14 protein-coding genes and 2 pseudogenes are annotated in these 14346 nt (G+C 45.0%); 5 read left to right on the top strand and 11 right to left on the bottom strand.

All coding sequences use genetic code 11. The annotated features are described in order from the left end of the window. Positions 1-37: 37 nt before the first annotated feature. Both K0I73_RS05935 and K0I73_RS05930 read left to right on the top strand, forming a co-directional pair. A pseudogene (locus K0I73_RS05935) lies at positions 38-242 on the top strand (IS110 family transposase); the annotation flags it as partial. Further along, positions 231-530, top strand: a pseudogene (locus K0I73_RS05930) (transposase); the annotation flags it as partial. The pseudogenes K0I73_RS05935 and K0I73_RS05930, both read left to right, overlap by 12 nt. Before the next feature lie 249 nt (positions 531-779). On the opposite strand, the gene K0I73_RS05925 reads toward K0I73_RS05930, so the two are convergent. Both K0I73_RS05925 and K0I73_RS05920 read right to left on the bottom strand, forming a co-directional pair. Next, positions 780-1208 (bottom strand): ester cyclase, encoded by a 429-nt coding sequence (locus K0I73_RS05925; RefSeq protein WP_220063574.1) that lies wholly within the window; start codon positions 1206-1208, stop codon positions 780-782. A gap of 1344 nt (positions 1209-2552) precedes the next feature. After that, positions 2553-2933, bottom strand: a complete 381-nt coding sequence (locus tag K0I73_RS05920; protein WP_028762907.1) for a VOC family protein — start codon at positions 2931-2933, stop codon at positions 2553-2555. Between the two features lie 171 nt (positions 2934-3104). On the opposite strand from K0I73_RS05920, the gene K0I73_RS05915 reads away from it, so the two are divergent. Next, positions 3105-4562, top strand: coding sequence for a DUF3300 domain-containing protein (locus tag K0I73_RS05915; RefSeq protein ID WP_220063573.1), 1458 nt, complete (start codon positions 3105-3107; stop codon positions 4560-4562). 51 nt (positions 4563-4613) lie between these two features. On the opposite strand, the gene K0I73_RS05910 is transcribed toward K0I73_RS05915, so the two are convergent. The 3 genes from K0I73_RS05910 to K0I73_RS05900 form a co-directional block, all read right to left on the bottom strand. Continuing rightward, a complete protein-coding gene (locus K0I73_RS05910) occupies positions 4614-5357 on the bottom strand; it encodes a pseudouridine synthase (RefSeq protein ID WP_220063572.1) in 744 nt (247 codons plus the stop codon). Between the two features lie 65 nt (positions 5358-5422). Continuing rightward, positions 5423-5935 carry a YgjV family protein gene (locus tag K0I73_RS05905; protein ID WP_220063571.1) on the bottom strand — a complete coding sequence of 171 codons (513 nt, stop codon included), beginning with the start codon at positions 5933-5935 and terminating at the stop codon, positions 5423-5425. Between the two features lie 143 nt (positions 5936-6078). Beyond that, positions 6079-6663: a Crp/Fnr family transcriptional regulator gene (locus K0I73_RS05900; protein WP_258405305.1), complete on the bottom strand. Its 585-nt coding sequence runs from the start codon at positions 6661-6663 to the stop codon at positions 6079-6081. Between the two features lie 138 nt (positions 6664-6801). Between K0I73_RS05900 and K0I73_RS05895 the strand changes: the two genes are divergently transcribed. Both K0I73_RS05895 and K0I73_RS05890 read left to right on the top strand, forming a co-directional pair. After that, positions 6802-7152 carry a putative quinol monooxygenase gene (locus K0I73_RS05895; protein ID WP_220063570.1) on the top strand — a complete coding sequence of 117 codons (351 nt, stop codon included), beginning with the start codon at positions 6802-6804 and terminating at the stop codon, positions 7150-7152. Between the two features lie 258 nt (positions 7153-7410). Next, positions 7411-7776, top strand: coding sequence for a group I truncated hemoglobin (locus K0I73_RS05890; RefSeq protein ID WP_258405304.1), 366 nt, complete (start codon positions 7411-7413; stop codon positions 7774-7776). Positions 7777-8247: 471 nt separating this feature from the next. Here the strand turns inward: K0I73_RS05890 and nqrF are convergent, their stop codons facing one another. The 6 genes from nqrF to K0I73_RS05860 form a co-directional block, all read right to left on the bottom strand. Beyond that, entirely contained in the window at positions 8248-9465 is a 1218-nt protein-coding gene (gene nqrF, locus K0I73_RS05885; protein WP_220063569.1) for an NADH:ubiquinone reductase (Na(+)-transporting) subunit F, read from the bottom strand. Between the two features lie 51 nt (positions 9466-9516). Next, entirely contained in the window at positions 9517-10125 is a 609-nt protein-coding gene (gene nqrE / locus K0I73_RS05880; protein ID WP_220063568.1) for an NADH:ubiquinone reductase (Na(+)-transporting) subunit E, read from the bottom strand. A gap of 9 nt (positions 10126-10134) precedes the next feature. Continuing rightward, entirely contained in the window at positions 10135-10758 is a 624-nt protein-coding gene (locus tag K0I73_RS05875; RefSeq protein ID WP_220063567.1) for an NADH:ubiquinone reductase (Na(+)-transporting) subunit D, read from the bottom strand. A gap of 1 nt (position 10759) precedes the next feature. Next, the gene (locus tag K0I73_RS05870) at positions 10760-11530 is read right to left on the bottom strand and encodes a Na(+)-translocating NADH-quinone reductase subunit C (RefSeq protein ID WP_220063566.1); all 771 of its coding nucleotides are present in this window, start codon (positions 11528-11530) and stop codon (positions 10760-10762) included. A 114-nt stretch (positions 11531-11644) separates the two neighbouring features. After that, positions 11645-12859, bottom strand: a complete 1215-nt coding sequence (locus K0I73_RS05865; RefSeq protein WP_220063565.1) for an NADH:ubiquinone reductase (Na(+)-transporting) subunit B — start codon at positions 12857-12859, stop codon at positions 11645-11647. After that, positions 12859-14220, bottom strand: a complete 1362-nt coding sequence (locus K0I73_RS05860) for a Na(+)-translocating NADH-quinone reductase subunit A (RefSeq protein ID WP_220063564.1) — start codon at positions 14218-14220, stop codon at positions 12859-12861. Before K0I73_RS05860 ends, K0I73_RS05865 begins: the two co-directional genes overlap by 1 nt. Positions 14221-14346: the final 126 nt, after the last annotated feature.

Below are 14346 nucleotides of genomic sequence, written 5' to 3'. Positions count from 1 at the left end.
TAGTTTTGTTAAATAAACTAAAAAATTGGCGATCAGCATGAAACAACATAACATACTTTTTATCGGCCTAGATACTCATAAAGAGTTCGTTGAAGTGGCTTATATTAAAGACCAACACATGACATAAATCATTCATTGTGGAAGAGTTTCTATTGCGAAATCCTCAATCACAAAACTAGCTCGGCTAGTTTAAGTCTAAGTACCCTCATGCCACTTTACACTTTGTTTATGAAACGGGCCCTTTACCTACAGTGAAGTTCTTATGGTTAGTGCTGCAACACGTATTACCCAAAGGGCTACGACGAGTCAGAGATTATGGCTTGTTGCAAGGTAGCAGTCGAAAGATCCGTCAGCAGATCCAGCTAATGCTTGCGGTTGCTGGTGCGCTGCCTCAAGTAGTAGGAAGTCTGGAAGTGCCAGAGCTAAAGCGTACTGTGGTGAACCGCACTTGTCCTTGCTGCCGTCAGCCGATGCGCTTCATGGGCATTCATCTCAACAGACGACCGACGAGTTCAATGTTCACAGCCTAGCGCAGGAAGAATAAGGATAACGGTAACACTGAGTTAAAAGAAGGGGAGTAAATACAACACACTGATATAGCGGGACTTGTCTAATTGGCTGCTTTGCTAAGGGCTAGATATGTTCTGGTGAAAACAAACTACTGACCAATCATTCAAACAGACCGAACTCTCGATCTGTTATTTACAATTAAAGGTATCAATCGGGCTTGTTCAACACTCGGGATAAGGACGCGGCTGCGCGCGGCCTATCCTTATTTGTTAGCAGAATTTCTCAAGGTTAGCTTCCAATTGCCCTCGTAGACCTTGATTCTCTTGTTGAATCCAATATTCCACTATTTGGTTTTCACTGACTCGGTACACTGCGCTTCCTACTGTAGAGAGTTCTAGACCTGTCGGTTCATAACCATAAATGACGCCCTCATGGGAACCGTCTTGACGCCAACGGACGTAGACCTTTTCACCTTGAACTAAAAATTCTTCTATTGTGAGGTCATAATTACCGTAAGCCTCTAGAAATTCTTCGACGTGCTCACGATAGTTTTCAGGTGTTCTTTCAATTACTTGTGAGACTCCAGAAACAATCTGATGAGCGACAACTACTGGGGCTAGATACTGGTTGACTAAGTCTGGACTTTTCCCTGACCTTACTTGCTCAATAAAACCTCTAACCACTTCTTCCACTGACATCAAATATTCCTTCTATTCTGCTAACGATCGTGGTTCACGAGCCGAAGGTCTCGTGTAACGGGTTGTTCTTTACTTTCGGAGAGAGGAGGTTATCGCTACTCAATCCGTGAGCTCTTATTCCATGCCCTTGGGGCTTAATTGATGCCCCCTGCGGCGTGAGGGAAGCATCGCTGCTTTACTTGAAGTCAATTGCAGGTCAAGAACGATTTAGTTCACGAGCCGAAGGTCTCGTGTAACGGATTGTTCTTTAACTTTCGGAGAGAGGAGGTTATCGCTACTCAATCCGTGAGCTCTTATTCCATGCCCTTGGGGCTTAATTGATGCCCCCTGCGGCGTGAGGGAAGCATCGCTGCTTTACTTGAAGTCAATTGCAGGTCTCTTTGAAAGCTTCGCTTTACGAGACTTAGCAAGTGCCTTCAAGCTATCATAAATGAGGCGTTTCTTCCATCGCGTTTGGCTCTATCTATTCCTTCGGCTAGACTTAAATATCACTTCTTTTTTGCTGAGAATCGTCTACCGCAGGTCAAGAACATTTTATTAGTGCGCATGCGCGTTTACCTCGTTGGACCAGTGAAAACGCGCACAGCTAACTATCTGTATGTAATGAACTTATCAGCATTTTGCCGCTTTTCATATAAGTAATCCATCAGGAAAAACGCGCACGAATACAGAATGGAAATCGTTCAAAACCCTGATGATTTTAATATAACTGTATACTTATCCCGTTTTTTGATAGGCAGTATGTAGTGGCATAGTGAATTACATCACACGGGTGTAGCGATGAAAATTTCTAGGCCAGAAAGTCCATTCATTACTGAGCTACCGAAAACCCATTAACCCACTTTTGGGCAAAACCTTCTTAGCTTTTAATTCTCAAGTCACACCAAAGACTGTCAAATCGAAGAGATAAAATCACCTAGTGTAAGCGCAGTTTTGGCCTTCGAAATCATGGATGATTTCGCAGAGCCACATGGAAGTGCTCGCAACGATATCCCTATCTAAAAGCCAGTTCGACAATCCCTGTCTCTCGTTCATAAGCACGAAGCTATGCTTCACTCACCGAGCCAAAAGAGTGCTTGCACATTCCTCGCCGGACAGGCGATTAGTAACAGTGAAGGTGTGACCTTCAAATACACTTAACAAATAAGATGCTGCCAAACGCAACTAAGGCTAACCCAAACAATGCTAAACCTTCATTCTAAGGCCTACACACTTTGGGGCAAAAGCTTAGTAACTTTTATCAACAAAAAGCGGATTAGCTTATGTTTGATCACTTAACTTGAGTTCAGGTTACTTACATCACAACGCTAATCCGCCCCAACATAAACGAGTCAATAACCGACACTAAGCTACTCGATGAAGTGCACAAATTTTATTTCCTGAAGGATCTCTTAGATAAGCCAAATACAACTGACCAACCGCTCCTTCTCTAAGGCCTGGAGGCTGTTCACAAGCAGTACCACCATTTGCCAAGCCTGCAGCATGCCAAGCATCGACTAAATCGGTATCTTTTGCATTGAAGCCCATAGTGCTTCCATTTCCGTGAGTCGCTGGTTCGCCATCAATAGGTTTTGTTAACGCAAACACCCCACTTGCAGAAAAATAAAAACAACGACCTTTCTCATCAAAAACACCAGCGTCATAACCTAGCGCACCGAGTATCGCATCATAAAATAGTTTTGATTTTTCAATATCATTCGCACCGAGCATTACATGGCTAAACATTACATCTCCTTATGAAATTATTCATTGTGCTAGCCACTCTAATGGATTTCAGATCTGCCAACAATCTAATTTTTTCGTAAAAATCAAACACACTTATGCTTTCAGCTTATGTTCATCTTCGCTCATCTACTATCGAGGTAAATCAAACAACAGTTAAAAATTGGAGACGATATGAACAGCATAAAACAAGGAACTTTCATCCTGCTTATCGCCCTACTACCGCTTTTAGTTGCACCAGCAGTATTAGCGATTGACAACCCAGCAGAACGTATCGAAGAGATACAGTTTAGTGAGGCCGAACTCGCACAAATGCTAGCGCCCATTGCCCTGTATCCCGACAGTCTGTTAACCCATATATTGATCGCTTCGACCTACCCTTTGGAGGTTGTCCAAGCCAATCGCTGGCGTAAGCAACATAAAAATCTGCAAGCCAGTGACGCCGTTAGCAAAGCTGAAGATAAAGATTGGGACCCAAGTGTAGTGGCGTTAGTGGCGTTTCCTACTGTGTTAGAGAAGCTCAGCGACGACCTCAATTGGACGCAAAAACTGGGCGACGCCTTCTTACAAGATGAGCAGCAGGTACTGAGCAGCATTCAAACACTTCGCCGCCAAGCCGAGGAGGCCAATAGCCTAGATGATATGGACAACATGAGGGTGACCAAAGTCAACCAAGAGATCATCATCGAGCCAGCACAAAAAGAGATTGTTTACGTACCCGTTTATGACACCCGAGTCGTCTATGGCCATTGGCGCTGGTACAACTATCCGCCAGTGTATTGGGTTTATCCACCACGTTATGCCATGGATTATTCAAATCACTTATCGAGTCATTTCTATTGGCATAGTGGTATCCGCATTAGCTTTAACTATTACTTTAGTGCGTTTCGCTGGCACGACCGTCATATTGTTGTGACTCATCATCACCACTCGAACCACTATCGTCCGCGTACTCGTATCGTATCGAGCAGCGGTGCACAGCGCTGGAACCATAAACCGACCCATCGCCGAGGTGTCGCTTACCGCTCGACGGTTGTTAAACAGCGCTATAACAGTCATCGACCCAGTACGCTGCAAACCAAACAACTAAGAAGTGTCGATCGTTACGGTAACGGTGCCAAACCCAAGCACTACAACACAGTTCAAATTAAACAGCGCCGAGAGCAGGATTTTGGGCATAAACTCGCAACCAATCACGCTAGAATAAACACTAATATTAAATCAAACCAAAGACATGAGTTTAACAGTCGCTATAAAAAAGAGAGTAATAGCCAACGCAACATAGGCAGCGCAGCAACTCATCAGGAGAAGCGTACCAAGCAGACAAACTCGATCTATAAGGTCGAATCAGCAAAAACTAAGCCTGCTTTAGGCCAAGATAGGACTCATCAGAGAGATAAGAACATTCAGCGCAACTACAACCCAAAGGAAGATAAAGGCCTTCTGCGGGACTATAGCGCTCAAAAGAATAGGCATGATCAGGCAAACCGCATAAAACAGGAGAGAGAAGGTACCCAGTTTAACGCGAGTCAAAGGTCAAAAACTCAGCAGCGCACTCAAGTCAATCATCAAACGAATCGCGAACGCTCACAGCAAAGCGCCCAGGGCCGAACACAGCAGCGAGACCACTAAAGCATGAATCAAAGGCGCTATTTTCTGCCGATAACAGGCTCAAGCCAGCAACTAGAGTCTGTTATCTAACTCACTGAATGGAGAAAAGCCAAACCCTTCAACCTCTTCATCACTGAGATATCGCCACTCACCGCATGGGACATCGCACTCTATGCTGCCAACCCGCTCACGATGCAGGCCTACAACGCGGTTGCCAACAGTCGCAAACATACGTTTCACTTGATGATACCGCCCTTCACTAATCGTCAGCAGCACCTCGCGTTCACTAACGTAGGCCATTTTTGCAGGCAGCGTAGGCTTAGTCTCGCCGGGTAGCTCTAACCCCTGTTTAAACCGAGTCACCAGTTGCTTATCGATCTCGCCTTTGTGTTCACCTTCTATGCTATCTCTCAGCCTTACCCTGTACACTTTTTGGCAATGATATTTGGGATTAAACACATTAAACGACCAGCGGCCATCATCGGTAATGAGTACTAGCCCTGTTGTGTCGGCATCTAATCTGCCTGCAATGTGCAGCTCATGAGGATATTCAACATCGAGTAAATTAAAAATAGAGGGGTGATCACCATCGACATTAGAACATAGGGTATTTTTAGGCTTATTTAGCAGTAGATAACGAAAAGGACGGGGTTTAAGGCACCCACCTTGAAACACAATGCAATTGCTCTCATGCACCTGAGCGCCTGCATCGACTACGACGCTGCCGTTTACGGCTACCTTTCCCGCACCAATAACAACAACCGCCTCTTCACGATTAAGCCTTGTACTCTTACAAACAAATTTATCAAGACGCATTTACCGTCATATTCACCAGTAATATTCACGAACTGCATTATGAGTAATCTGAGCTTAAAATCCAATTAATCTGCGATATCAAGTTTTAGACTCGTGCCATAATAGCGATAATAACCAACGAGATTACTGCCAATAAACAGCATTTCCATCAATACCGCCGTGGGTGAACCAACCAATATATTATTGATCAACCAAAGGCTAGTACCGATAATCATCAGCTGACGTAAACGTTGATCACTTTGGCAAAACGCCGCGACCGTTTGCATTGCACTACCAGCGAAACTGATAAGACTTAGCAAGCCACCAAAAGTCAGCGTGGTAACAAGTGTGCTCATGGCTAAAAAGAACAACATTAGCCGTTTGGAATGGCTAAAAATAGTAACGAAATAACGAACAGCCGCAACTAGCATTAATCCCGCTGCCGTCCACTGTGCTAACAAAGCAAAATGAGTGCTAATGAGTAAGCCTGATACTGCAAGACAAGCCACAATATGGCGCTTTTGTTTAAACTGGAACGACGCAAGATCGAAGATAATCGCAATAGCAATCAATAATTGCGATACCATAAATGCTGACATAAACCACCTTCCAAACCTTTATCAAAATAAGACAAAAAATAGTAGACGGCCAAATTATGAGGTTGACGGCAGCATTGAGCATTAACTTAGGTTAACCAAAGGATACTTTTTCTAATTATGCGCTGTTGGTAAGGACTACAAGGCTAAATATTCGCACCTTGGGATATCCGCGCCTTGAGGCGAGATAGACTCACAGGATTAATGCCTATATAACAGGCCAATTGATGATTATGCAGCTTAGAAACCCACAATGGTCTATGTTCAACAAGGTATAAATAACGCTGCTCTGGCGTATTTAGCAACAAAAAGGCCTCTTTTTGCTCCTTATAAATTAGCTGCTGGCTTAACAAACCCATTTTAACTTGTTGCCAATTAGGACTATCAAGCAAGTCGATAGGTATTCGCACTAACTCTGCATTATCAACAGCTTCGAGTCGATATTGCGCTAACGTACCAGACAGCCAACTGTAGTATAAGAAACATAATTCTTGCTCAAAGTAGAACTCCTTCGCTAATGCCACACCACTGTCATTATCATGCTCAGCTTTTAGTATTCCAGTATGGATAAAGTAGGCATATTGTTGCAGTTCTCCCTGATGTAACAGCACTTGCCCAGCATCAACCTTAAGCAACTTAGTCTGCTCTGTAACGGCTTCAACTGCATTACTGTCTAGGCCTAATCGAGTCAAAAAGATCTGAAAATCTTGTACAGGATTCACTAACGCCACTCACTAATTCCTCAATGAAGAGTCACATTTACAAGGCGAACTCTATCACTAGACACCTAGATAACCAATATTTCAATCCTAGTGAGCTAGCCGCTGTTGGTTTACACTGCTCACTTCACTTAGAAAAGAGACCTTATTATGTCGACTCGTGTTTTTGTTATCGCTCAATTTCGCCCAAAAGCTGGTAAAGAGGCGCAACTATTTGAAGTTCTTAAAGCATTAGAGCCCGATGCCTTGCGTGAACAGGGCTGCATTCAATACATTTTAACGCGACAGATTGACCATCCTAGTGCCATGCGCAACGACCACCCTATCGTATTCAACGAAATTTGGGCCGATGGAGAAAGCTGGGCAGCCCATGGACGTCGTAAACAGATCAAGCACTTTTTTGATACTCAAGTGGCGGCAGCTGACGGCTTAGTTGAAGATGCCATCGTTACCGCCTATACCGACGAGGGCTACGACTATGACGCTCCCGTGTTTATATAAAATATAAGTCGAGTACAAAGTAAAACGCAGCCTATAGCTGCGTTTTTGAGCTGTTCTTAAAGATGAAATGCCTAGCTCAACTCTAGGGCTAAAAATAACAACTAAGAGCAAATGAATTATCCCCTTACAACTACTTGCTCAAATCAACCATTATGACAGCCCATTAGCGCCATAATATTCTCCTCAGGCACTACACTTAAAGACCACTATTGAAAATGCTTAATCTCTTCCGTTTCTTTGAATCAAATAAGAGGCAATATGATGAGTGAAATAAGTCTTTATACTCGCCTAGGCGGCGAGTCAAATATAGCCAAAGTTGCCGCCGATATCTTTGATACTCACGCTGCAAATCCTATTATAGCTAGCCGCTACAAAGACTCTGATCGTAATAGAGTTATCGAAAAGGTCACCGAATTTCTTTGCATGGCCACGGGCGGACCGCAGGAATATACCGGCAAGAACATGGTAGATACTCACAGAGGCATGAATATCAATGAGCGAGAATATATGGCGGTGATCGATGATATCTTAGCGGTACTGGCAAAGCATAATGTCGGTCAGCAAGAGCAGCAGGAGCTTTTAATGGCTGCGTATTCGTTGCGAGATGAGATCTTAGGTCAATAACACCAACGATACTAACAGGATCTAATACCAATCAGTATAAGAAAGAGATCTACTCAGCGTGTTTTTTTAACAACTAATTCAAGGCGAATGGATGATGGAATACTTGATCCCTTGTGAGGCTGTTCAACGCAGAAGTAGGAAGCCTAACCACGCCTAAACACGCCTAACAGGCGAGTTTTAGCGCTTTCGATGCTGTGTTAACGAGTTTGACCCTAGCTCAACTATGCTCTTCACTCGTTGCCTTGCCTCATAAGCGCTAAATTCTCGCTGAACGCTCACATCTTTATACTGATTGGTATAATTCAAAATGAGGTAACCCCCTGCTACATTTCAGCATTGTGTTGATATGTAATGATAAATACCCATAACACTTAGTTTCAAGAATACAGCCTCAATAATTACTCATGCACAATAAAAAACGCAGCCATTGGCTGCGTTTTTTCATTGAGTCAGGTGTTGACTCAATTGAGTCTAATCACCAAAGTCATCGAGTAGGATGTTCTCTTGCTCAACCCCTAAGTTTTCCAGCATGTTGATCACCGAAGAGTTCATGATTGGAGGGCCACACATGTAGAACTCACAATCCTCTGGCGCTTTATGGTTCTTAAGGTAGTTTTCATAAAGTACGTTATGGATGAAGCCTGTGTAACCATCCCAATTATCTTCAGGAAGCGGATCCGACAGTGCCACGTGCCACTCGAAGTTATCATTTTCTTCAGCGAGTTTATCGAAATCTTCCTTGTAGAAAATTTCACGACATGAACGCGCGCCGTACCAGAAGGTCATCTTACGCTTAGTCTTCTCACCCTTTAACTGATTAAAGATGTGCGAGCGCATCGGTGCCATACCCGCACCACCGCCAACAAACACCATTTCGGCATCGGTTTCTTTAACAAAGAACTCACCGAATGGGCCTGAAATCGTCACCTTGTCACCGGCCTTAAGATTAAAGATATAAGATGACATCTTACCTGGCGGCAAGCCTTCTGAAGGCGGCGTAGCAATACGCACGTTAAGCATGATCAGGCCTTTTTCGTCTGGATAGTTCGCCATTGAGTAAGCACGCAGTACATCCTCTTCACAGGTCGAGACTAAATCAAACAAATGATACTTTTCCCAATCATCACGATACTCGGCAGGAATATCGAAATCACTGTATTTCACTTCATGCGCTGGCGCTTCGATTTGAATATAACCACCAGCCTTAAACTTAACATCCTCACCTTCTGGCAGTTTAAGCAGTAACTCTTTAATGAAGGTCGCTTGGTTGTCGTTAGAGATCACCTCACACTGCCACTTCTTCACACCGAAGATCTCCTCTTCGATCTCAAGTTCCATATCCGTTTTAACCGCAACCTGACAGGCTAATCGGCAACCCTCTTTAGCTTCTTTTTTACTGATATGATCAAGCTCAGTCGGCAGAATATCGCCACCGCCCGACTTCACCTTCACCCGGCACTGCCCGCAAGTCCCACCGCCGCCACACGCCGATGGAATAAAGATATTTTTACCCGCGAGCGCGCCAAGTAACTTGTCACCGGCGGCCGTTGTTATGCGTTTTTCTTCATCATCGTTAATGCCGATAGTGATATCACCATTGATGACCAGCTTGCTTTTGGCGAGTAATATCACCATAACCAGCACACACACCACTATGGTGAACATGCCTATGCCTATTGCCATTTCCATCTAATAACCCTTTTCTTTAATGCATCTGATTTAAGTGGGAATCCACACCACTTAAAACGAAATCCCAGAGAAAGACATAAAGCCCAAAGCCATCAAGCCTGTTGTAATAAAGGTGATACCAACACCTTGAAGCCCAGCAGGGATTGCATGAAACTTCATTCGCTCGCGAAGACCTGCCAACATCACAATCGCCATTGCCCAGCCCAGTCCCGAACCTGCGGCAAATACCGCCGATTCGGCTAAGGTATAGTCGCGGTTAGCCATGAAGATAACGCCCGCAAAAATCGCGCAGTTCACGGTTAATAGTGGCAAGAAGATGCCTAGGCTTTGATACAGGCTTGGAATGTACTTATCTAAGAACATTTCCAGAATCTGTACCAATGCGGCAATCACACCAATAAAGGTAATTAGCTGCAAGTAGCTCAAATCCAGTTCGGGGTAGCCGGCCCAGGCAAGTGCACCTGGTGCGAGTACGTTGGCATAGATCAGCTGGTTTAGCGGTACGGCTAGCATCATCACCACGATAACCGCAATACCTAGACCAAATGAGGTCGATACCTTTTTCGATACCGCGAGGAAGGTACACATCCCCATGAAAAATGACAGAGCCATGTTGTCGATAAAGACAGCTTGAACAAAAAGATTAATATAGTGTTCCATATCCGTTCCTTATCCTCGCTTACGCTGAATGACGTTGATTGCCCAAATCATCAAGCCGATCAAGAAGAAAGCGCTTGGTGGTAACTTGAACATCTCGTTGGTTAAATACCAGCCGCCATTTTCGATAGTGGCAAAGATCTCATGACCAAATAAACTGCCGCTGCCAAGGAGTTCACGTACAAAGGCAACCCCAAGTAAGATAACGCCATAGCCCATGGCATTGCCCAAGGCATCTACCACCGCAAGGTGTGGCGGCATCTTCATAGCGTAGGCTTCTGCACGTCCCATGATGATACAGTTGGTGATGATCAAACCAACGAATACCGATAGCTGACGCGATAGCTCGTAGGCCACATCTTGCAAAATCATGTCGACGATAATCACCAATGACGCAATCACCGTCATCTGGGCAATAATTCGCACGCTGTTAGGGATAAAGTTACGAATGGTCGAAATGATCAGGTTTGAGAACACCAATACAAAGGTCACTGCCAGTGTCATCACTAGCGCCGTCTGCATGGAATTACTCACCGCGAGTGCCGAACAGACACCTAGCACCTGCATCGCAACCGGGTTATTGGCAAAAATAGGACCGGTTAGAATATCCCGAGTCGATGTCATACTTTTACTCATCTTAAACCTCCGACGCTTTTAGCTTGTGCAGGAAAGTTTCAAAACCTTCCTCACCAAACCAGAACTGTACTGCGCGTTGTACGCCACGCCCTGTCATCGTCGCGCCGCTCACGGCATCCACACCATGAACATCGCCCGCTTTTGCGCCACCTTTAACCACTTTGAATGAGACTTTACCTTTTTCATCAAACAGTTGCTTACCTTTGAGCTTATCGGTCCAAGCACTATCATCGAGGAAATCACCAATACCAGGAGTCTCACCATGCTCATAGAACACCACATTTTCGATGGTATTAAAGTCAGGTTTTACCGCCACATAGCCATAAATCATCGACCATAGGCCTTTACCGTAGATCGGTAGCACCACGGCATGAAGCTCGCCGTTATCGTTAAACACCTTAAACACACGGGCCTTGTCGGCACGGCTACGAATCTTTGCGGTGTCTTTCTTCGGCTTACTTGAGGTTTCTGGATTGATAGCCGCCATGCGGTCATCGAAGTCGAGTACATTGGCCTCAGTATCAACCACGCCAGTATCGATTTCGATTAGCAGTGGCGTCACTGACTTTTCAAAAATCTGACGAAAATCTTTATCACCACTGATGTCAACATCGGCCGCCATCAGTACGTAGCGCTTTAACTCATCACGTTTCTTAGCCAACTTGCGTTCTTTAAGTACCTCAGCAGTACCTGTGATCATAAATGAACAAGAGAGGCAGAGAATGATAGTGAAGATCATGGTCCCCACTACAGTATCTTTCTTAAATGCCATTAGGATTTATCTCCCATATCGACGCGCTCGAAGCGACTGGAAAGTCGAAATAAAAAGGATGCGATGATCGATGACCATAAATTTGCAGTCTGAACCTGCAACATCTGTTCTGATTTATAAGGCATTACGCTTTAGCCTCCGCTTCATATTAAGACGAGCAACCACATAGTCGAATAACGGCGCCCAAAGGTTGGCAAACAAAATCGCTAACATAATGCCCTCTGGCAGTTTGAGGTTAAGCACACGTATCAGCACTGTCATGAAGCCAATCATCAAGCCATAAATAAACTTGCCTTGGCGCGTATAAGCCGTGGTTACTGGGTCGGTTGCCATAAACATCATACCGAGGGCAAAACCACCAGAAACCAAATGCCAAGTCCAAGGCATGGCAAACATCTCATTCTTAGCAGAGCCAATAAGATTGAACGTCACGGCAGTCAGCACCATGCCTAACATCACGCCCACCACAATCCGCCAATCGGCAAGACGTGTTAAAATAAGCATTAAACCACCAAGAAGGATGGCCAGCGTGCTGGTTTCAGCCATAGTTCCGACGGTAAATCCAAAGAAACTGTCCCACCATAAAGGGTCACTAAACGCTTGATACCAGCTGTAATCGGCAAAACTCATCTTACCCGCAGCAGTTTGCACTAGGGTGGTTGCCCCCGAATAACCATCAACGGCAACAAACTGAGAAAGTGACACAACTTGAGTCGGATAGGCAAAATAGATAAAGGCATAACCCGCAAGTGCAGGGTTAAGGAAGTTGTATCCCATACCGCCAAACACCTCTTTTGCCATGATCACACCAAAGGTGATACCTAAAGCGACGATCCATAGCGGCGTCGATACAGGCATAAGCATAGTAAACAGTAGCGCGGTAACGAAGAACCCTTCGTGTAGCTCTTGGCGACGCACCTTAGCAAAAACGATCTCCCAAAACAGACTCACAAACAGTGCCGTCAGATAGATAGGCAGATAGAAGCTGAGGCCATAACCAAACAACCCCAAAAGACCAGTCTGATCGGTCAGGCCACCGCCAATGGCATTAAAGATGAACAGCTGCCATACATTAGGAGTGGTTAACCCTGAAGCTACCGCTAACTGAGCTTGTAAGCCCAAATTGTAGATACCAAATAAAATGGCAGGCAGCAGACATAAGCCCACTAAGGTCATGGTACGTTTTACATCGATAGCATCACGCACATGCACCTTCCCCTTGGTGCTGCGGCCATGCAAATAGAGTAGTGAACGAAAGAAGCTGCGCATTGACTGACCATGTGCATAGTAGTCATTTTGAACGTCAGGCTTTTTGCTTGGCTTACTCATTAACCTTCCCTCTCAATAATATCTAAGCAGATACGCAGTTCTTGTCCGTAGTCATATTTACCCGGTGAAACAAACGTACATAACGCTAAATCTTCTTCATCTAACTCTAGTGCGCCAAGCAGCTGTGCTTCGTCGGTATCTCTTACCACAAGGTCACGCATCAATAGCAAAGGCAAAATATCGAGTGGCATCACTCTGTCTAACTGACCAAATGCAATCATGGCTCTTTGCGATCCACCAGCATGGGTCGTTAAGTTAAATAACCGCTTGGTACTGCTAAAGCGCGATGTCACTGCGCGAGTAATGGAGAACTTATTTGAACCACCACGCACCCAAGATAAAAACTGGTGCTGATCATCTTCTTCCAGAACAGAGATTTGTTGATGGAAACGACCAAGAAAGTCATGTACATCTTTTGCGGTATGGCCTGCGAGGATCGATCCCGATACCACTCGGTTATTACCAGGCTTAACTTCACCCTCAACCAAAGCACTCAATTGTGCACCAAGTTGAGTACGTAACAGACGAGGATTAATTGCTCTTGGTCCCCCAAGCGCAACAACGCGGTCGGTATAAAGTTCACCTGTAAGGAATAACTTGCCGTAGGCAATAACATCTTGATAGCCCAGATGCCACACAGGACGCTCTAAACTCGCTGGTTGAATAAAATGGATGTGGGTGCCCACAAGCCCTGCAGGATGAACTCCGCCAAAACGATGACTTTCCACTTGTGGTAAATCTGCTCCGGGTAAGCTATCACCTGCATCATGACAAAGGTGTACCTTGCCTTGGATTAAATAGCTCACCACTTGCAGACCAGCGGCAAAGGCCTCGGCTTGCTCAGCGATGATAACGCGAGGATCGGCCGCTAAGGGATTACTGTCCATTGCATTGACGAAAATGGCCGATGGCTCAGTATTGAGTTGCGGTACGCGAGAAAAAGGACGAGTACGCAGCGCAGTCCATAATCCGCTATCGACGAGGTTTTGTTGCACCGCGTCGCGGCTTAACTGAGACAGATCATTAACGCTTGAAAATAACACCTGCTCATCACCTTCGACAGCAATCACAACAGATTGCAGCACACGGCGTTCACCACGATTGATCTCGACAACGACACCGCTAGCGGGTGCAGTAAATAGCACTCCAGGCGTCTTCTTGTCTTCGAAAAGTGGTTGACCTTTTTTTACTCGGTCGCCAACTTCAACCAAAAGCGTGGGTTTTAAGCCTACATACTCTTCGCCGAGCAAAGCCACTTTCGCTGGCAGAGACGATGATTCGATCTCCTGCCTTGGCTCACCGGCGATGGGCACATCTAGGCCCTTCTTAATCATCTTAATCTTGTCTGAGAAACCTGCCATCGCAAACATCAACCATTAAAAATTGGGGATGCTCAAGCGTAGGACAGAATTAACGAAAATACCGATATTGAGGTCACATTCCGACACAGGATTGTAACTAAAGAACGAATTTTAAAATAAATATGT

The organism is Shewanella mesophila (genome assembly GCF_019457515.1).
In the GTDB taxonomy this organism is placed as follows: domain Bacteria; phylum Pseudomonadota; class Gammaproteobacteria; order Enterobacterales; family Shewanellaceae; genus Shewanella; species Shewanella mesophila.
Note: the sequence above shows the minus strand (reverse complement) of the source record. Positions and strands in the feature narration are given on the sequence as shown.